Annotated in this window: 14 protein-coding genes and 2 tRNA genes; 10 read left to right on the top strand and 6 right to left on the bottom strand. The window is 38.6% G+C overall.

Annotated elements, in window-relative coordinates; translation table 11 throughout:
• The first annotated feature begins 147 nt into the window (after positions 1-147).
• The 3 genes from katG to AC1DDK_RS25670 all read left to right on the top strand — a co-directional run bounded on the left by katG (position 148) and on the right by AC1DDK_RS25670 (position 3,022).
• Entirely contained in the window at positions 148-2,424 is a 2,277-nt protein-coding gene (gene katG / locus AC1DDK_RS25680) for a catalase/peroxidase HPI (RefSeq protein ID WP_477634181.1), read from the top strand.
• Positions 2,425-2,867: 443 nt separating this feature from the next.
• A tRNA-Pro gene (locus AC1DDK_RS25675) sits at positions 2,868-2,941 on the top strand.
• An 8-nt stretch (positions 2,942-2,949) separates the two neighbouring features.
• A tRNA-Ile gene (locus tag AC1DDK_RS25670) sits at positions 2,950-3,022 on the top strand.
• 143 nt (positions 3,023-3,165) lie between these two features.
• On the opposite strand, the gene AC1DDK_RS25665 is transcribed toward AC1DDK_RS25670, so the two are convergent.
• On the bottom strand, positions 3,166-3,870 hold the full coding sequence (locus tag AC1DDK_RS25665) for a peptidase associated/transthyretin-like domain-containing protein (protein WP_337716337.1): 705 nt from the start codon (positions 3,868-3,870) through the stop codon (positions 3,166-3,168).
• A 245-nt stretch (positions 3,871-4,115) separates the two neighbouring features.
• Here AC1DDK_RS25665 and AC1DDK_RS25660 point away from each other — a divergent pair, with 245 nt between their 5' ends.
• Entirely contained in the window at positions 4,116-5,045 is a 930-nt protein-coding gene (locus tag AC1DDK_RS25660; RefSeq protein WP_288879433.1) for an SRPBCC family protein, read from the top strand.
• 54 nt (positions 5,046-5,099) lie between these two features.
• Here the strand turns inward: AC1DDK_RS25660 and AC1DDK_RS25655 are convergent, their stop codons facing one another.
• Entirely contained in the window at positions 5,100-7,565 is a 2,466-nt protein-coding gene (locus AC1DDK_RS25655) for a glutaminase family protein (RefSeq protein ID WP_288879432.1), read from the bottom strand.
• Positions 7,566-7,781: 216 nt separating this feature from the next.
• On the opposite strand from AC1DDK_RS25655, the gene AC1DDK_RS25650 reads away from it, so the two are divergent.
• The 3 genes from AC1DDK_RS25650 (at position 7,782) to AC1DDK_RS25640 (ending at position 12,392) form a co-directional block, all read left to right on the top strand.
• On the top strand, positions 7,782-8,366 hold the full coding sequence (locus AC1DDK_RS25650) for an RNA polymerase sigma factor (RefSeq protein WP_288879431.1): 585 nt from the start codon (positions 7,782-7,784) through the stop codon (positions 8,364-8,366).
• Positions 8,367-8,453: 87 nt separating this feature from the next.
• Complete coding sequence (locus AC1DDK_RS25645) at positions 8,454-9,440, top strand: FecR family protein (protein ID WP_337716335.1); 987 nt, start codon at positions 8,454-8,456, stop codon at positions 9,438-9,440.
• A 174-nt stretch (positions 9,441-9,614) separates the two neighbouring features.
• A complete protein-coding gene (locus AC1DDK_RS25640; RefSeq protein WP_477634180.1) occupies positions 9,615-12,392 on the top strand; it encodes an outer membrane beta-barrel family protein in 2,778 nt (925 codons plus the stop codon).
• Positions 12,393-12,439: 47 nt separating this feature from the next.
• Here AC1DDK_RS25640 and AC1DDK_RS25635 read toward each other — a convergent pair whose 3' ends face one another.
• Positions 12,440-12,817: a winged helix-turn-helix transcriptional regulator gene (locus AC1DDK_RS25635; protein ID WP_430709558.1), complete on the bottom strand. Its 378-nt coding sequence runs from the start codon at positions 12,815-12,817 to the stop codon at positions 12,440-12,442.
• 74 nt (positions 12,818-12,891) lie between these two features.
• Between AC1DDK_RS25635 and AC1DDK_RS25630 the strand changes: the two genes are divergently transcribed.
• Positions 12,892-14,316 (top strand): MFS transporter, encoded by a 1,425-nt coding sequence (locus AC1DDK_RS25630; protein ID WP_288879428.1) that lies wholly within the window; start codon positions 12,892-12,894, stop codon positions 14,314-14,316.
• Here the strand turns inward: AC1DDK_RS25630 and AC1DDK_RS25625 are convergent.
• Together AC1DDK_RS25625 and AC1DDK_RS25620 are read right to left on the bottom strand one after the other, a co-directional pair.
• Positions 14,313-15,005: a response regulator transcription factor gene (locus tag AC1DDK_RS25625; protein ID WP_288879427.1), complete on the bottom strand. Its 693-nt coding sequence runs from the start codon at positions 15,003-15,005 to the stop codon at positions 14,313-14,315. The genes AC1DDK_RS25630 and AC1DDK_RS25625 overlap by 4 nt on opposite strands.
• 15 nt (positions 15,006-15,020) lie before the next feature.
• The gene (locus AC1DDK_RS25620; protein ID WP_288879426.1) at positions 15,021-16,472 is read right to left on the bottom strand and encodes a sensor histidine kinase; all 1,452 of its coding nucleotides are present in this window, start codon (positions 16,470-16,472) and stop codon (positions 15,021-15,023) included.
• Positions 16,473-16,661: 189 nt separating this feature from the next.
• Here AC1DDK_RS25620 and AC1DDK_RS25615 point away from each other — a divergent pair, with 189 nt between their 5' ends.
• The gene (locus AC1DDK_RS25615) at positions 16,662-17,570 is read left to right on the top strand and encodes a GLPGLI family protein (RefSeq protein ID WP_288879425.1); all 909 of its coding nucleotides are present in this window, start codon (positions 16,662-16,664) and stop codon (positions 17,568-17,570) included.
• On the top strand, positions 17,570-20,254 hold the full coding sequence (locus AC1DDK_RS25610; protein ID WP_288879424.1) for a peptidase associated/transthyretin-like domain-containing protein: 2,685 nt from the start codon (positions 17,570-17,572) through the stop codon (positions 20,252-20,254). Before AC1DDK_RS25615 ends, AC1DDK_RS25610 begins: the two co-directional genes overlap by 1 nt.
• Here AC1DDK_RS25610 and AC1DDK_RS25605 read toward each other — a convergent pair.
• Positions 20,240-20,659 (bottom strand): SRPBCC family protein, encoded by a 420-nt coding sequence (locus tag AC1DDK_RS25605; protein WP_172663086.1) that lies wholly within the window; start codon positions 20,657-20,659, stop codon positions 20,240-20,242. The genes AC1DDK_RS25610 and AC1DDK_RS25605 overlap by 15 nt on opposite strands.
• Positions 20,660-20,685 lie beyond the last annotated feature (26 nt).

Genomic DNA, 20,685 nt, shown 5'->3' with positions numbered 1-20,685 from the left:
AAGGAATTATAGATTTATACTTGCCGTAATAGATTTTACCTATTGAATTATAGAATTAAATGATTGTGATTATTAGTCCTAATATCATAAATTTATAAATAGTCAGAACACGACTTGCAAACAGTTCAATACCATAAATTGATAAAAATGGAAAAAGAATCAAACGATATCAGTAAATGCCCATTTCATAATGGTAGCATGAAACACAATGTTGGCGGTGGCGGCACCAGAAACCGTGACTGGTGGCCCAACCAATTAAAGTTAAGCATCCTGCGTCAGCATTCCTCGTTGTCGAACCCACTGGGCGAAGATTTTAACTATACAGAGGCTTTTAAAAGCCTTGATCTGGAAGCCGTAAAAAAAGATCTTCATGCACTTATGACTGACTCCCAGGACTGGTGGCCGGCAGACTTTGGACATTATGGTGGTTTGTTTATCCGCATGGCATGGCATAGTGCCGGTACGTATCGTGTGGGTGATGGCCGAGGTGGAGCAGGCGCAGGGCAGCAACGTTTTGCCCCGCTTAATAGTTGGCCAGATAATGTGAGCCTTGATAAAGCCCGCAGGCTACTTTGGCCTATTAAACAAAAATACGGTAATAAGATTTCATGGGCCGATTTGATGATTCTTACCGGAAATATCGCACTCGAATCAATGGGCTTTAAAACTTTTGGTTTTGCCGGTGGGCGTCCAGACGTTTGGGAACCGGATGAGGATGTGTATTGGGGTTCTGAGACCACATGGCTTGGTGGTGACCTGCGTTATACGCACGGATCAGAAGGTGTTGAAGAGAACCACGGAGTAGTGGTGTCTGACGACAATGCAGACGGTAAAATCCACTCGCGCAATCTGGAGAAACCATTGGCTGCCGTACAGATGGGACTTATTTATGTAAATCCTGAAKGACCTGATGGTAATCCAGATCCTATTGCCGCAGCTAAAGACATCCGCGATACTTTTGGTCGTATGGCAATGAACGATGAAGAAACGGTTGCTTTAATTGCAGGAGGTCATAGTTTTGGTAAGACTCATGGAGCTGCACCAGCTACTAATGTAGGCAAAGAGCCTGAAGCCGTTGACCTGGATATGCAGGGTCTTGGCTGGAGCAACAGTTATGGCTCAGGTAAAGGTGCTGATGCTATTACAAGTGGGCTTGAAGTAATCTGGACAACAACACCAACCCAATGGAGCAATAATTTCTTTGAAAACCTGCTTGGTTTTGAATGGCAACTTACTAAAAGTCCGGCTGGTGCACACCAGTGGGTAGCTAAAGATGCAGGAGATATTATTCCGGATGCATTTGATAGTTCAAAAAAACATGCACCTAGTATGCTTACAACTGATCTTGCCTTGAGGTTTGATCCTGCCTACGAAAAAATATCGAGACGTTTTCTGGAAAACCCGGATGAATTTGCAGATGCTTTTGCCCGTGCTTGGTTCAAATTAACACACCGTGATATGGGACCACGTGCGCGGTACCTTGGGCCGGATGTGCCTACAGAAGAATTGATTTGGCAAGATCCGATTCCTGCAGTTGACCATAAGCTAATAGACGAGAATGATATTACCGCATTGAAGGCAAAAGTATTGGAATCGGGATTGAGTGTATCAGAACTGGTTTCTACAGCATGGGCATCAGCTTCCACTTTCCGTGGTTCAGACAAAAGGGGTGGGGCTAATGGTGCTCGTATTCGCCTGGCCCCTCAAAAATACTGGCAGGTGAATAATCCATCGCAGTTACAAAAGGTGCTCGATAAGTTAGAAAGTATTCAGAAAGATTTTAATAGTGTACAGTCTGACGGTAAAAAAGTTTCTTTAGCAGATTTGATCGTACTGGCAGGTGGTGCAGGTATTGAAAAAGCAGCGAAGGATGCAGGACATACCGTTACGGTGCCTTTTGCATCTGGCCGTGCAGATGCTTCGCAGGAACAAACCGATGTGGAATCTGTGGGTTATCTGGAGCCAATTGCTGATGGTTTCCGCAATTATCGTAAATCAAAAATTCCTGTATCTACTGAAGAGTTATTGATAGATAAAGCGCATTTGCTGACTCTTTCTGCGCCTGAGTTAACAGTCTTAGTAGGAGGGCTGCGTGCATTGAATACAAATTTTGATGGTTCAAAACATGGTATTTTCACTTCTCGTTCGGGACAGCTTACTAACGATTTCTTTGTAAATCTGCTGGATATGAGAACCTCATGGAAAGCCGTATCTCAAGATAGAGAACTATATGAAGGCAGTGATCGTACTACTGGTGAGATAAAGTGGACCGCAACTCGTGCAGATCTTGTGTTTGGCTCTAACTCAGAATTGAGAGCTATTGCGGAAGTATATGGAAGCGCCGATGCCCAAAGTAAGTTTGTGAAAGACTTTGTAGCGGCCTGGAGTAAAGTAATGAATTTAGATAGGTTTGATTTATTGTAATTAGATCACTCTTTCTAGATAAGATTTTGATGGGCACCACTTATAACAAGATTACTGTTATAAGTGGTGCTTTTCTTATAGTTGTTGAGGAAAAATGGTAATCAATAAAAAAAATATTTTTTGGATAGCTGAAAATTTGTGTATTATTGCAGCATGAAAACAACATCAATACAAAGCTTTATACCGCAGCCGATTTATCGGAGGGGATAGCTATGTATTGAATAAAAATATTTAAAACAAAGAGTCCTCTTAGGTAAGCCTGAGAGGACTCTTTGTTTTAGCAAGAAATTTTATACCATTTAATATGAAAACTACATCAATACAAAACTTTATACCACAACCGATTTATCGAAGGGGATAGCTATGTATTGAATGAAATATTTAAAACAAAAGAGTCCTCTTAGATAACCTAAGGGGACTCTTTTGTTTTAACAAGAATTTTTAGAGTAATATATCAATTGGTCAGATTACCTGCTTTGGGAGCAGGAGGTTCCCGGTTCGAATCCGGGTTACTCTACATAAAATGGAAATATAGCTCAATGGTTAGAGCAGTACTCTTATACGGTACCGGTTAAAGGTTCGAGTCCTTTTATTTCCACTTATTTTCCTGTGGTGCAATGGTAGCACGTCTGATTTTGGTTCAGAAGATTGTGGTTCGAGTCCATACAGGAAAACTTAAAGGAAATATTTATTGGCAGCCTTTGGATAAAAGGTCTACATTTAAATAATAATACGATTTTCTTATTTGTTACTTTTCAAGGAAGGCGAAACCTTTTTTTCTGGTGGTAAAGCCTTAAATTCTTTATATGCGGCCATTAGGTAAAACTTCATATCCTCCTCATTCATCCTGTCTAGTTTTTTTATTGTTGGCCTGTACAATACCATAAAATAATCCAGTTCAGCTCCAGTGAGCGGAGTGTATGTTTTAACTACCTTTTCATTAAATCGCTGATCGATCTTGCGCTCGGTTTTCTCACGTTCCAGTTTCCTTTTAAACCGTCTGGCAAACTTTCCCTCCCGACTAAAATACCTGGAAGGAGAGAAAATGAATGGTTGGTTCTTTGCCAGTTTAATTGCCTGTGCTTTTCGATATACATCTGCATATTGTATTTCAGGATTAAATGCCTCAGCTTTGATTTCTACAGTATTAAGAAATCTATTGTTTAGTGTCATATACTTGCGTATAGGCTTTGCATTTATCAAAAACAGGGTGTCGGAAAAGTAACCAGGCTGATTAAAAATTAATATTTGATTAGGAATAGCCCTAATATTAAACTCGCCTTTGGCATTAGTGATTGCCTTTTCTTTGGAAGTACCATTCGTTACTTCTACGTTTTCTAACTTGAGGCGTGAATCTCTGTCAACCACTGTACCAGTAACAACTTGAGATGAAACCTGTAGGACCAGAAAGAATTGTAAAACTAAAAGAAGAGCTGTTAAACGCATATCTAAAGTTATGTAATTATGATGGTTTACTTTTCGAATCCATTGAGCGCCAGGTGTTAAATAGTGTTAAAGTCGATTGATATAATCGGTAACTTCAAAAACTATTAACAACATTGTCTAAATCAACCCCTAAGAAAGTCTATTATACACCTCTTATCGATCTGTGTTTGTCTGTAATTTTGAATTAGAAAGCATCTGGCAAATGGATGCAGGAATATATTTTTTAAATAATAATTCTTACGACTATGAAAAATGAAGATTTCACAACAACGATTTTAGTTGATGCCACAGCATCGGATGTTTTTAGTGCTATTAATAATGTACGTGGCTGGTGGTCTGAAAATATTGACGGAGACACAGACAAACTTAATAGTGAGTTTTTATATCATTACCAGGATGTCCATCGCGCCAAAATGCGGATTACTGAGCTTGTGCCAAACAAAAAAGTGGCTTGGCATGTGCTTGATAACTATTTCAAATTTACTAAAGATGAGTCTGAGTGGAAAGATACTAATGTAGTCTTTGAGATCTCTGAAAAAGATGGTAAAACGCAATTGAAATTTACACACCAGGGGTTGGTGCCAGATTATGAGTGTTTTAATGTCTGCCACGATGCATGGACACATTATATACAAGATAGTTTGAAAGATCTTATTTTAACAGGTAAAGGTGATGCAACACCTAAGGATGTAGAAGAAGGGACTCTTAAAACGCAGTTGCCAGAGAATGAGCTTTCAAGAGAACAAACAAAAAGTATTTATCACAAACTACTTATTGAAGCACCGGTAGAAAAGGTTTATAGTGCCCTAACCACCCAAAAAGGCTTAGGGGGCTGGTGGACTCCTGATACAGTTGCAAAACCTGAAGTAGGGAGTATTGCCAGGTTTGCTTTTGGACCGAGCTACTTTAAAGAAATGGAGATAACCGAACTTAAACCATACAGTAGCGTAAAATGGCTTTGCCTTAAAGCATATGAAGAGTGGGTAGGCACTACGATTACTTTTGAATTGGAGCCACATCGCAAAGGATCTACGCTATCTTTTCATCATGATGGATGGGCAGCATATACATCAGAATTTGCAGGCTGTAGTTTTGACTGGGCGCTCTTTTTAAGGAGCTTGAAATTGCTTTGTGAAACAGGCAAAGGGATTCCGTATCCGGATTTTAATAAGTAAAAATCATAGAAAATCCTGTGCCAGTAATGACACAGGATTTCAACAAAAGCCGATTTATTTTCCTTTCAGTTTGTCTGAAAAAAGTTTCATATAGAATCCACCAACTACACTTCTTGCTTTAAAGTTGTCGCGGATACCGGTATTGGAATCATAAAAATCGTTCAAAGGAACGCGTGATTCCGTTTCGATGGCATGTCTGTAAACAGGTTTTACCAGCGCTTCAAATTCCTTTTCGGTTGGAGCAAAAGTCGCCGTCCACAAGATCCAGTCATTTTTAGTATATGCCTTTCTGCTGTCCAAAGGTAAACCGAATTTGTTTTGCTTCGTCAGGTAATACTTAATTTCGGTATCATAAATCTTCTGAGGAAATAAGCTCAGATCCAAAACTTTATCCCAAACCAGGTTATACTTCTGGCTCCAGGTATTTTTGTTGTCAAAAGTCAGCGCATAATGATCGCCTGCATCAGCCATTTCTATCCATTTAGGAACCATGCTTTCGGCAATGGCTCTGTATTTGGTAGCCGTTTCTGTATAGCCTAGTGTTTCAGCCATTTGTGCATAGCTGGCAATACCTACAATTGCTTTTACTGATAAGTTTGCATTTCTTGCCAGGTGGCCTGCAAAATCATCAGTGCACAACTGTGTTTTGGGGTCCAATCCTTCCTTGGTCAGGTAATCTGCCCAAGTGGTCAGGGTTTTCCAATGCTTTTTTGCATAATTTGCATTGCCCTGTGCCTTCGCAATCGCTGCTGTAAGGATAATCATATTGCCCGATTCTTCAACTGGCATCGGTTCTCCATAAGTCTGGCCGTTAGCCAATGGGTATGTACCCAAATCGTGTGCGGCCCATGGGTGGGGATATTTTCCGCTTTCGCTGAAATAAAATATACCGTTTAACATACCTTGCAACAAAGCAGGATTGTAAATCAGGTAGAGCGGGGCAGAAGGGTAAGTTACATCAACAGTATTGATGAATCCACCACTATTATTTTCTTTAGATAACCATAAGATTTCGCCCTCAGGACTTTTTACCAAGGTATGCGCTGCAATACTCTGACGATAGCCAAGAATGCACAAGTGTGCATATTCCTTACCACCAGATTTAAGTGCATCAGCATATACTTCTTTGTTAAAAGTCTTACATTTTTGCATTACCTCTTTGTACTGATTAGCTGCATCGGTCAGTTGACCTTCCATCGTTTCCTTTCCAGAAGTGTTCCACCAAGGTCTCAGGTTTCTCTTGAAATACTGAATTGCATAAACCTCGTCGTAACCCAGCTCAACAAAGCGCTCTACCTCTGTTTGGCCAACAGTTCCAAAAGGAACGACAGTGTTTAGGGCAAGAGATTTGCCACGGGATGCAGTAGAAGCTGAGGATCCGTTTCTGAATGCATCAGCTGCAGAACTACTGTTGGTGATAAACTGTACCGCATTGCTGGACTTAGGAGCAGCCACGTAGAAATAACCCCAGTCGATGCGCATATCATCAGCACCCTTTTGCAGAACTGGTTGTTCTACCGTACCCACTTTTAGGATTGATAATTTAGCTGTTGAGTATTTTTTAGCAGTTACTTCCTGTGAAGGTCTATATACCGCTATGTTTGAAGAAGCACTTAGCAAAACCTTTACCGTGTGAGTTTTTTTGTCGTTGGCCTGTACATTGTATGTGATGTAAGAAACCGGACGCGCCAGTAATCCCAAATCATTCATAAGTAGGGGCGAAGTAAAGGTAACTTTAAGATCAACTTTGCCACAAGTAAAATCATAGATCGTTTGCGTAGCAGTAACCTCTACATTTTTCTGTTTCGCCAGTTGAATCTTGGCCGCATTGTCCTTCAGTTTATCAGCCAAACCAAAGTCCAGATATCTGCCTCCGGCCGAGTTGGCCAGGTGGATGGCGATCACATTCTGGCCGGCCTTTAGGTCGCTTTTATCTAGTGGGAAATATTGGAACGTATTGGTCCATCCTTCTTTTTGATAAACCTTTTTACCGTTTAGATATACTTCAATGTTGTCATCATGGTTCATTTTTAACAACAGCTCATTGATGCTGGCAGGATTGGCAATATTAAACGACCTTCTTACCCAGATGTCATTAGATTTCCAAAGTGTTTTTACTTGTTTGGCGTCATCTCCAATAGGAGCCGAACCGGTTTTCCAATCAGCAGCAGCGTATGCAGCCGACTTCCAGTCGCCTTGCGGTGCCGTTTCCGTATACTTTACTGTATAAGGAGTTTCGTCAGAAGTACCGAGTATTGTTTTATAGTTTGTCTCTTCCTTACCAAGAAAGCGGTAGATATTACCGTCTACATTGATCAGACCCAGTAGTGAGTGATCTGCGCCTGTCCAGTGAGTTGTAGTAGATGCATTGAGTTGATCGGTATTTGACCAGATACTGAAATTGGGATTGTGCGTGATTAACGGGTAGGAAGGTGCCTTCCTATCCTGAGCTTGGGTTTGGCATATTGCGAAAAAGCAAGCCAGCAAGCCCAGGACCTTTAATTTGTTGGATTTGTTCATTTTTGTGTATATAGTTGATTTGTATTATTAGTTTGGATTGTAAAATTAAGTGATTGAAGTTTGTTAAGACCGCGCATCTGTATCAAGTTTTCGCGTATGCGTCTCAATCTTGGTAAAATAGAACATAATTGACTCCTAGCTGGTACATTGATAAATGTGGTTGCAAGGAATCACTATTTCCTGTAGCTTCGCCAATTATAATTTACTCTAAAATAAATGTCGGTATACAATTCATCGAGCGATCTTCAGCTGGTCGATCTTTTAAAAAAGGATGATGAAGCCGCTTTTACCGAAATTTATTACCGTTATGCGGACAAGTTAGCCGGGTTTGCCAGTTCTAAATTATATAGCCTTGAAGATTCACGCGACATCATTCACGACCTATTCGTGAAATTTTGGGAGGAAAGGAAATCCCTAAAAATAGATCGGAATTTAGAGGCTTATTTATTTACAATGGTTCGTTATCGCATCATTGATAAGATCAGAAAGAACATTACTCATGAAGATTACATGGGAATGGTGCTAACTTTACAGACAAGTTTAGGATCAGAAACTGAACAGCAAATAGCGTTAAAAGAATTAAAACAGACTATTGGTAAATCTTTGGAAAAATTATCTCCAAGAGTTCAAGAGATCTACCATTTAAGCCGAGAGGAAAACTTAAGCATTCCTGAAATAGCAAATAAATTACAGCTTTCTGAGCAAACCGTAAAAAATCAACTAACGTCTGCTTTGAAGCATTTGCGCCGGTCATTAACAATTAGTTCTGTTTCTGCACTAGTATTTTGGTATCTATATTAGCGGTTCTATAATACGCTAAAAAAAAAAATTTTATTTTCTCATAGTACCAAACGGGGGTTCATACGACTATTGTCAAAATCCGATAAAATGAACCGCGATAATATCGAAGCTTTATTAGACCGTTACCAAAAAAGAGAGACTTCTATTGAAGAAGATCACCTGATTGAAAAATGGCTGGCAGAAAATGGAAATGCTGATCCCGAGTGGCAACAATTAGATCGTTCTGGTAAAGATCAATGGCTTTCTGATGTGTTTATGGAGATTAAGGATACTATTAAGGCAAATGAGCCTAAAGTAGTGCTAATAGAATCAAGAAGATACTTATGGTACAAAATTGCAGGTGTGGCGGCCGTGTTAATTATGGTTTTTGGCCTCTACTTAAGCTGGCCACTATTAGAAAAGCGCATGCTGTCGCAAGATTTAACCTCACTGTCCATTCCTGATCATGAAAAAAAACAGATTACCCTTGCTGATGGTACCCAGGTTTGGTTAAATGCCGGTTCTGAATTAAAATATCCTAAAGAATTTAATGGAAAAACAAGAGAGATTTATCTTTCGGGTGAAGCCTATTTTGATGTTAAACATGATGCCGCGAAACCTTTTCTCATTCACACAGGAAAAGTACTTACCACAGTACTGGGAACTGCCTTTAATATTAAAGAAGATCAAAACAAGCATACGCTGGAAGTTACGGTAACCAGGGGTAAAGTGAGTGTAGCAGACGACGGTAAGGTTTTAAGCATTCTTACCAGCAATCAGCAGGTAAGCCTTGATATGATAAGCAGAAAACCAATCGAAAAAACAATAGATGCTCAAACGGTTATAGCCTGGAGGGATGAGAATATACTTTTTGATGATATTACGCTTGCAGATGCAGCAATACAGCTTGAACAGCATTTTCATGTGAAGATTACTTTTAATAATGACAAATTAAAAAGATGTCGATTTAGCGGCGCAACACTGAAAGGAGATCAACTGAACAAAATTTTAGACGTGATCACTGACTTTAATAACGCAACCTGGGAAACCAAATCAAGTGGACACATCGTCATCTATGGCGAAGGTTGTAATTAATATTATCTGCAAAATTTATTTAGATGAATAACGACTAAGCTTTATATACGCTGAATATGCCTCAAGGAAGTAGTGTCAGCAAAATAACCTGTAAACCGACGGCCATCGGTCTACAGGAATCCCGGAGTATCCGGGGCTTTAAATAATTGGAATCACTTAAAACATTTTAAAATTATGAAAAATTCTGCAACAATGTGGAATATGGGGATGGCATGTGCTTATCTCATTGGTATAATAATATTAAATAAACAATTTATAGTCTGGTTGATGCGTGTAAGTACTATCATATTTCTTTTCCTCTTAACTTCATTGCAGTTCCTCATGGCTGTACCGGTAAACGGTCAGAAAATGAGCGATTGCAAAGTTACTATTAAACTGGAAGATGAAAGTTTACTAGCTGGTTTAAAAAAAATTGAGGCACAAACGAATTTCCGATTCTATTATAGGAAATCGGAAATAAAGGAAATTACAGACCTCAATATCGCATTTAGTACAAGAACGGTAGAAAACACATTATATGAACTGTTAAAAAACACGGATTTTTCTTTCCGACAGGTCAACAATAATATTCTACTGGAAAGGCGCAGACAAGAAACCGGGTATACTGTAAGGGGGAGGGTAATAGGTTCTGACCACAAACCAGTTGAATTGGCTACTATCCAAATTATGAAGGTTACTAATCAAAGTATTGTTTCTACGGCACTAGCAGACACCGGTGGCCGATTTAGCCTAAAGGTTTATGAGCAGGGCGACTACTTGCTTAAGGTATCGTCAGTGGAAACAGACAGCTTAATACAGAAAGTTATCGTAGGGAATGCAGAGGTACTTGAAGTGCCTGATATTGTTCTTAATAAATCAGCTATACAATTAAAAGATGTTACTATTACTACTACAAGGCAGCTAATCAGTCGCTCTCTCGATAAATTGATCCTAAATATAGAGGGTAGTATCTATGAAAAAGGTGAAGATGCCCTAAAATTATTTAACGTAATACCTGGTGTTTATGTGAGTGGAAAAGAAATTGTGTTCAGGGGCTCTCAAGGTGTGACTGTATATATTGACAACAGGAAAGTCTTGCTGTCGGGAGATCAGTTGTTATCTTATCTGCGGTCTATTCCTTCTGAATCCATCAAATCTTACGAGCTGAAAGCAGTTCCTGGGGCCGAAAATGATGCGCAAAATGGCGGGGTAATTATAAATATTGTTTTAAAATCTGAGTACAAATACGGGCTTAGCGGTAATGTAAGCAGCGGATACTGGTATAATAAATACGACAACACAAAAGCTACAACGTTTTTGAATTACCGTGCAGGTAAATTTAATTTTCAGGGAAGTTTTAATTATTTCTGGACACCGGCTTTTTATGAAGATAACATTAGTCAGCAGTTCAAATCAACAGGCATTATTAGCAAGCAAACTGAAAAGTACGACGAACGTTACCACAGCATAGGCTATAATGCTAGTGTGGATTATAAACTGAATTCTCAACAAACGGTTGGCGTCAGTTACAATATGTTTACCAATCCTGGTAGTGTCAGTAGTACATATAAAACAGATATTGATTATCTGGCCAATATAAAGGCAAGTACTGTCGACTCTTCTTTGCACACAAAAAAAAGCACTACATTTCGTTATGTTAACCAAATGGCTAACGCATTTTACCGKAATAAACTTGATACAATTGGTAGTAAACTGGATATTGGGTATAGCTATATTTCCTATGGCTTGAGAGACCCTTCTGCTTTAGAAACTGAATTTTTAAACGGAAATGGGGCAGAATCCCATTCTCGTGATAGCTTATTCACCAAGACGATCGGCAAATCTATGGTGCATGTAGCCAATATAGATTTAGAAAAACATCTTTTTAAATCACTTGTATTTAATACAGGAAGTAAATTTACTGCATCCAATACGGATTATTCAATGGATTATCGAAATGGCCTGAATGAGCAGTCTCCATTAGATCCCTTAAAGTCCAACAGGTTTTTGTATAGTGAATATATTCTGGCCTTCTACGGCACGGTCGCCAAGTCTTTTAAACAATGGGATTTCAAAGTTGGAATAAGGGCTGAACAAACTAATTACCATGGTAAATCAGTTACTACAGAACAAACTATCGGACGTAACCAGTGGAACTTTTTTCCATCTGCTTTTTTAAATAGGAAATTTGGAGAAAATCATTCACTTACGCTCTCATATAACAGAACAATAGATCGCCCTGGATTCAGACAATTGAATCCTTTTGTTACCTATGTAAGTCTTAATAGCATCCAGGAAGGAAATCCTAACTTACGATCTTACTTCAGCAATAATTTGCAATTGGAATATTTGTTAAAAAGGAAATACAGTTTTACTGTTGGGTATCAAAATACCAATAATGCCATTACTGAGAATCTCACTAATATTGGGGATGTCATTATTTCAAGGGACGAAAATATCACTGACAATAATAATGTTTTCACCTCTTTGTACATTCCAATAAAGTTAACCAATTGGTGGGAAATTAATACGAGTGCCACACTGAGATATCGGACGATAGATATTCATGGCACTGAAGCCTTAAACAGGTCTAAATTTACACAATACCTTAGGACTGCCAGTAAGTTTAATTTGCGGAGAAAGTACTTTGTTGAGGTTTCAGGATTTTATAAAACCAGTGATTTCTATGGTATTTATGACCAACAAAGAGTTGRCAAACTGGACATAAACATAAAGAAGAGCTTTCTTAATGATCGACTAACTTCGAGTTTTGAATTGCAGGACCCTTTTCATTTATACAAACCTCGATATGAAATCAATACTGCGGAATTTACCAGAAACGTTTTAAGGAACAGACTTGATTTTGTGAGGTATATTGGCGTTTTCTTCACCTATAATTTCTCAAGTGGGAAAAAGCAAGACAATAAGGAAAACGTGGACGCTGCAGGAAATGAAGCGAGGGGACGTTTGTAGCCTCACCTGGTCATCCTCTCTTTACCTCGAGAGGATGACCTTACCTTTTAGAGGACACCCTCTTTATTGTGGATGCAATAGGTATTGCCCCATTCGTTTAGCAATTCAATAATCGGAACCAGGGTTAAGCCCAATTCAGTTAACTTATATTCTACTCTTGGTGGTGATTCTGCATAAACCGTTCGTAAAATAATACCATCACGCTCAAGCTCGCGCAATTGTGTAGTAAGCGTAGCCTGGGTAATATCAGGCATCTTCTTTTTAAGTGCCCCAAAACGCTTCGGACATTCCAATAAAATAGCATTCAGGATCAGCAGCTTCCATTTGCCACCAATAATACGAAGCACTTTTGTCATCGGGCAGTTATATTCTCCGGTTTCCTCTTTTACAAATGGCTGTAAATCAATATTCGTATCTTTTTTCATACCTGGTATCTTTTTTAAAACTACTTGTGCACCTGTCTCAAAGACTTCAATTTTGCTGGCTAATTTAACCAAAAATGAGCAGACAAATTTCAAAATGGTTTCTATTGACAATTATCTCATCTTCTATTTTTTTAGCAGTTATTGATATTTTTATTGTTAACGTAGCCTTACCCTCAATACGTAAAGGCATTAATGGTTCTGATGGTGATATCCAACTCGTTATTGCTTTATACCTGCTTGGTTATGCAGCCTTTCTGATTACCGGAGGGAGGGCTGGTGACCAGTTCGGGAAGAAAAGGGTTTTTCTGATTGGAATGATTGCTTTTACCGTTGCCTCTGCCTTTTGTGGCATTTCTCAAACTGCTTTTCAGTTAAATCTAGCCCGTTTGCTACAGGGCATCAGTGCAGGTTTTATGATTCCCCAAGGTATTTCCTATATCCAGGTGCTTTTTCCAAATCCTGTGGAACGTATAAAAGCTATTAGTATTTATGGAAGTATTGCCGGCTCAGCGTCTGTTATCGGACAATTTTTAGGTGGTCTATTGCCCGATCTGCATTTCATTGTGGCAGGCTGGCGCCTTATTTTCCTAATCAATGTTCCTTTGGGGCTAGCTTCAGTTTTCCTTGCAGTAAAATTCCTGCCCAGCCAGAGCAGTCAGGCCAAAGAGAAATTCGATTACTCAGGTGTGCTACTTCTTACATTAACTTTAATGGCTTTAATTTATCCCTTGATCCGCGGCAGGGAGTTAGGGTGGCCACTTTGGAGCCTGATTTGTGTCGGAGGATCTGTGCCGTTGCTACTTTGGTTTGTCTATGATCAGAAACAAAAACTCAACCGAGGAGGATACCCCCTCATCGACATGAAACTGTTCGCCTTCAAAGATTTTAACATAGCACTTTGGGCTGTATTGTTTTATTTTATGGTACAGGATTCTTATTTTCTGCTCAATGTGATCCTGTTACAAATAGGATTTGGAATTAGTTCTACAGAGGCAGGTTTGTTCTTTGTATTGCAGGGACTTGGTTTTGTGGTCGCATCGCTGGTCTCAATCCGTTTGGTACCCCGGTATGGGAAAAAAGTATTGCAGGGTGGAATACTGATCATGATTATTGCCAGCGCATTGCATATCGTTGTATTCAATTCAGTCGACATTAACCGGTTTATTGCTTATCCTGTTCTGTTTATATATGGATTTGGTTGTGGTTCGGTGCTTCCATCATTGATGACAATGGCATTAAAAAGCATACCAACAAAGTTTGCCGGCGCGGCTTCTGGCACTTACGCTACGTTTCAGCAAACTGCCATTGCTCTTGGTATTGGAATTATTGGCGGCCTGTTCTTTTCTCTGGCTGGCGAAAATCCTTCAACTATTACTTATTTAAAAGCTTACCAGACCGCCATGTCCGTTAATATGTTCTTGCTTGTTTTAGTAGGTTTGTTTTTAGTATTACTCCCCGAAAAGAAAGCCGTGGCTGCAAGTGCAAACTTCTCCCATTAATCGTTGATGATTAATTTATAACCCACTCCACGAATATTTACAATTTCAATATTTGTATCGTGCTTTAAATGTTTACGTAATTTGGTAATAAATACATCCATACTTCTGGCAGCAAAAAAATTGTCCTCTCCCCAAAGATAATCTAAAGCTAATTTTCTGGCTAGCACCTGATTCTTATTCTCAATCAGCATCTTTAATAAGGATGCTTCGCGAAAAGACAGCTTTACACTTTCGTTACCTAATGTTAATTCCTGTATGGTGTTGTTAAATTCATAATTGCCAATACTAAAGTTTTCAATTGACAGGTTTGTTTTGTGTTTCTCTGAACGACCTAATAGCGACTTAACCCTTACTATAAGTTCTTCCATGCTAAAAGGCTTTTTCAAATAATCATTGCACCCCATTTCAAATCCTTTGATTACATCCTCGGTTAACGACCTCGCCGTAAGAAAAAGAATTGGCACAGCGGTATCAATCTTTCGGATATCTTCCGTTACTGAAAAACCATCTTTTTCGGGCATCATCACATCCAGAATGCAGATGTCAGGCTGAAAACTTCTAAATACTGAATAGGCCTTAATTCCGTTTTGAACCCATGATACCTCAAAATCTCTTGTTTCGAAACTTTCTTTTATGATCTTTCCTAAAAAGGGTTCATCTTCTGCTAATAATATCTTCAATTTAACCATTTTGATGTTTCATTGTTATACAGGTACTGTAATGATGAAAAAAGTTCCTTTGCCTATACTACTTTTTAATTCAATGGTGCCATTATGTTTTTTTACAATGCCAGCAACGTAATTTAATCCAAGACCAAATCCCTTTACTTTATGGAGATTGCCTGTAGGAACGCGGAAAAAGCTATCAAATACCTTATCATGATAAGCCTCAGGTATGCCGATACCATTATCGCCGATAACTATCTCCAGTAGGTTTTCGCCAGCATTTATTCCATATGTGATCTCGATCTCAGGAGGTTCATCCGTATATTTTAGACTATTGTCGATTAGGTTATAKATTACGTTTGAAAAATGATCAGCATCTATCATGGCCTCAGTTTTTCCTGTAATGGGTTTAATCGATAAGCTTGCATTTCTTTGCTCAAGCTGGGGCCGCATATTGGTTGCTACATCATTTATGAGTTTACCTATGTTCTTTTTTTGCAGGGAAAGTTTAATCTCACTTCGTTCAAATGCTGCCATCCTCAACACTTTTTCTATCATAACCGAAATTCGCTTAAGTTCGTGTTCGCATATGTCCAGATACTCTTTCGCTTGTTCGGGCTTTTTCATCACATCAAAACTTTTCATTGCTTCTACCGCAAGCGATACCGTTGATATCGGAGTTTTAAATTCATGAGTCATGTTGTTGATGAAATCAGTTTTTATTTCCGATAGTTTCTTCTGCTGAAAAATGGTGCGTAGCATATATACAAACGCCAATATAGTTATGCCAATCATCAATACAGAAGCCAACAAAACCCATTGCATTTGTTTAAACACATACTGAAAATGGTTGCTCACGGTAATTTGCAACAAATACGGTTTTGATAAGCCTATAAATACTTGAAATTTCTTTTTAGTGCTGTTTGCAAATAAAGTGCTGTCGCTAATAAAATTATCGCCTTTAGCACTGGCGTTTGATAATTTAAAGGCAAAGGTCGAGTAGATTCCCTGATTCTTTAAAAGGGCATCTAATTCAGTTCTTAAATGCTGCTCCAGAGCTGCAAATTCATTTTTCTTATAATTGTAGCCGGTACTTATGGTTAGCTTCTTTCCTTTAAATTGAATTTTATTTCTTAGGCCAGCATTTGGTTTTTCTGGTAGTGTATCTACAAAAGAATAAAAGATTGAACGAGACCTGGAAGTAGCGCTATCAGTTGGAAATTGATCGGGCATGTATTGAAGGACCCTGGTAAGCATAGAAATTTTTGCTTTGCTTGATTCGGTATTTGATCCTGTAATGTTTCCCTCTGCTTTTAATTCTGATACTACATGTGCGGTCTGCAGTTTTTGTAATACCTCCTGAACATCATTTTCAAATTGCTTTGTCGAAAGAAGGTAGGAGTTGTATAACCAGTAACATTGGAATAGAAAGATTCCGGCAAGCGAGCAGGCAACAATGAGTACAATAAACCGAATTCTTTTTGATAACATTTCGAAATCTATAAGGTAGTAGCAAAGATATGATAATCATGCTTTTATAAGCGATCTGATAACACTCATTAACACTGGTTAACACTATTTAACACTACCGTCTTTAGTTAACGTTATTTAACACTCATTTTCCTGCTAAAGCTGTTGTCTCGCCATAGTTTTGATATACAGACCTTAAAAAAGAAGACAATGAAAACAAAAGAAATGTTAATTGCATTTGCGCTGCTTACGCCAATAATCTTTACAAATTCGAGTGCCTTTGCCCAAGTCAAAGATCCTGTTCTGGCCGAAATCAGATATGACTTTGCTCATGTAACAGACACTAATCATCGGGATAAACCCAAAAAAGAAGAAATGGTTCTTTATATCGCCAAAAACTCAAGCTTATATAAAAGCCAGAGTCTGGCTACTAAAACCGAAGAAGCTTTAAAACAAATGAAGGAGTTTAGCAGTGGAAATGAAGGAGGGCATCAGATGCTTGCTTTTAGTTCACCAAATCTTACAAACGAAGAGATTTATAATTTTCATCAGGACAAGAAAATGCTGCTGATAGATAAGGTTGGACTTACTGCATATAGTATACCTCAGCAATATCCCTCAATTGATTGGCAGATCAGCAATGAAACAAAAGAAATTGGAGGTTATAAATGTCAAAAAGCGATAGCCGCATTTCGGGGACGAAATTATACTGCATGGTTTACGGCAGAACTTCCATTTCCATATGGTCCCTGGAAATTGAATGGTTTGCCCGGGTTAATTCTGCAAGCAGAAGATGATAAGAAAGAAGTGGTATTTAATTACGCCGGATTTGATAAAAAAGAAGAAGGATTGGTAAATATTGAACTTCAGAAAGGGATAACTGAAACAACTTCAGCTGATCTTGCGAGAGCAAAAAAAGTTTTTGAGAAGAATCCAGGTGGTAATATGTTAAGGAATATGCCAATTCCGGCTGGTGCAAATGTGCAAACAAAAATGGTTTTTAAAGATGAAACAGGCAAGGAGATGACCAAAGAAGAGATGGATGCTAAAATGAGCATGTCAAATAAAATGAATGGAAAGCCTGTATTTAATAATCCATTAGAATTATCCAATAAATAATGAATAGTATCAGATTGCTAATTAGTGTTTTGTTGTGTTGCCTGACCTTTTCCGCATATTCACAGCAGCGCCAAATAAAAGGTATATTAAAAACAAATACAGGCAAACCTGTGGCTTATGCAACGGTGACAGTTAAGTCGCAGAATCAAAGTATTTTAACCTTTAAAGCTAGCGATGTTGAAGGGAACTTTTCACTGCTGCTACCTGATACAGTTAAAATAACGGAGTTGTTTATTGAAGTCAATTATCTTGGTTATAAAAAGTCCGTCACGCCAATAGCACAGGGAAAAGTAAGCTATGAAATATTGATGGAGGAACAAGTAATAGACCTATCAGAGATTGAAATAAAAAGCAGGCCCAGAACCCGTTCCAGTGGAGATACATTGAGTTATGATGTTGGATCTTTTGCCAAAGGAGAAGACCGTACTATTGGTGACGTGATAAAGCGAATGCCCGGTATGGAGGTAAACGAAAGCGGCCAGATAAAGTTTAATGGTAAGGACATATCTAACTTATATGTTGATGGAGATGACCTTCTGGATGATCGTTATGGAGTGGGTACCAAAACCATTCCGAATGGAATGGTTCAGGATGTAGAGGTAATGCAAAACCACCAACCTAACAAAGTGCTTAAGGGTAAGGCGCTGAGCGAGGATGTTGCCCTTAATCTTAAAATTAAAGATACTGCCAGACTAAAGCTGGCCGGACAAATAAAGGTAGGAGCCGGATTACCTGGGCAATACGACGAGGAAATCAACTCGATTTTATTTAACAAGAAATACAAGATGCTAAATGTGCTTAAGGGAAATAACACCGGAACTGATCTGGCTCCTGAACTTACCGCATTTAATCAGCCGGGTATGCGATCAAATCTGGGGAACTCCCGTCCATCACCTCTGCTGTCCACCGGAACAGTCGGGGTGCCGGAACTTCCTACAAATCGCTATTATTTCAACAATTCAGGGTCTTTAAATGCTAATAATCTATTTAATATCTGGAATGGCTGGCAATTGAAAACAAATGCGAGCTTACTAGTCGACAAAAATAAAATGGACTATTTAAGTGTCAATGAAACCTATATAGGTCAAGATACGATTAACTATACAGAACAACAGTATATTGAAAAAAGCCCCTTTATTGCTGATCTTTCCGTGCGACTTGAAGCGAATAAGGATAAGTATTATTTCAATAATTCACTAAAGCTTGGATACAATAAACAGATGGGAAGGGGAGCCCTGTTAAATAATAATTTGAACATGGGGCAATATTTTAAAAGCCAGGTTGCCGATTTTTCTAACCGCTTGCAGTATATACCAGCCATTAGTAAAAACAATGTAATTAGTTTGAACTGGTATTTGAATTACTTTAACAATCCACAAACATTAAATATAAACCCTGGAATTAATGCCGATGTTTTCAATGGCGGATTGGCTTACAAAGGAATCAATCAATATGTAGAGACACCTACATGGTTCAGTAATGCATCGATAGGTGTTCGGTTTTCAAAAGGATTAATTAAGCAAAATTATCAGTTTGCTGTCCAAAATGAATGGCAGGAACTTAACTCTGAACTCAGATTTAATCAAATAGATGGGCAGAAAACGCCATATATTGGAAATCCGGACAATCATGTAGAATGGACTCGTCATCAAACATATCTGAATAGCAATTATGAATTGAAAAAGGGGAAATGGGAAACCATATTATCATTGCCACTTTCTCTGCAGTACATTGCCTATCGGGATTCGGCCTTCGGCCTTAGTGAAAAAAAGAACCGCTTTTTGTTTAATCCCAGCTTCAGAACAAAATATTATATTCAGGCTGAAGATTATTTGTCAGCAAATTATGCTTACACTAACCAGACAGGTAATATAAATGGAATTTATCATGGAACCATTTTAACAAACTATCGCAGTTTGGAAGCCAACAATGCTATTTTACAAGAGCAGCACGCGCATAATTTTGGTATGAACTACAATTTTCAGCGAACTATTAGTATGCTTTATATTAATGCAGGTATCTCTTATACCAAAGCTACCTCAAACACCATTGCCTCAAGAGAGATAACCAATAATATATCAAGTACAGTATTGCTACCTTATACAAACGATGTAAGCGCATTTAGTGCAAGTGCGGGGTTTAGTAAATATGTCTTTGCACTAGGGGCAACAACAGGCGTTAAAGCATCATGGGGTACCACACGTTTTAATCAGTTTCTTAATGAAACCTTGTTACCTTACAAGAATATTTCCTTTACCATTCAGCCAAGTATAGAGGCTCGCTTATGGGATCAGATCAGCTTGAAATATGAAGGTTCAGGGTCGTGGATTACAAGCAACCCCTTAAACAGTACTTCTGAGGGTAATCAATATAGCCAGCGGATACGTCAATCTGATCAAACATTTAGCTTGGGTTATTCTCCTGTTAAAAATACATTTTTGCGCTTCAGCGGCAGACATCAGTATACCAGTCAGCAGCAAACGGAGGATATTCGCTACTTCTTTGCCGATGCTAACATTCGGCATAGGATTCTAAAATGGCGGACAGATATTGAATTGGATATCACAAATCTTGCAAATATTAAGGCATATGATACCTTTAGTTTATCAGCTAATCAGTTTGGGTATAACCATTATAATCTAAGAGGAAGGATGGCAGTACTGAAGTTTCTATTTAATCTTTAGATCGCTGGGAGACTCTGCCACTTTTTTAAGTTCCTGCAGAGCAGCCTCCCAGCCACTAACTGCATCACCAAACTCCGCATCTGTCAATTCCTCTAATAATTCCTCGGTAGCATGGAGTATAGTATGGTCATGTTTAAACATAGTGGTATAGCTGATCACAGAGGACAGTTCCTGCATATCCTTACCCGTAAATAATTCATGTTTAAGATATTCACCTGGCCTGTAGTCTAGCAGCCTGCCGTAAGTGATCTGGGTTCCGGAAAGATTTTGCCATCCAAAAAAAGAGCCCGGATTCCAGTCAGTTTTATATATCCCGCCCAGCTTTCGGGTAATTAATGGATTGGTAAATACCTTCCATACTTTATCAGGAGTAGTGTTGATCAGGACAGATTTTTCTATGCGCATCAGTTTTAAAATAAAGGTAAAATTCT

The sequence above is a fragment of the Pedobacter sp. 05T44 genome (assembly GCF_056395985.1).
The sequence above is the reverse complement of the archived record's forward strand: the minus strand, read 5'-3'. Positions and strand labels throughout refer to the sequence as shown.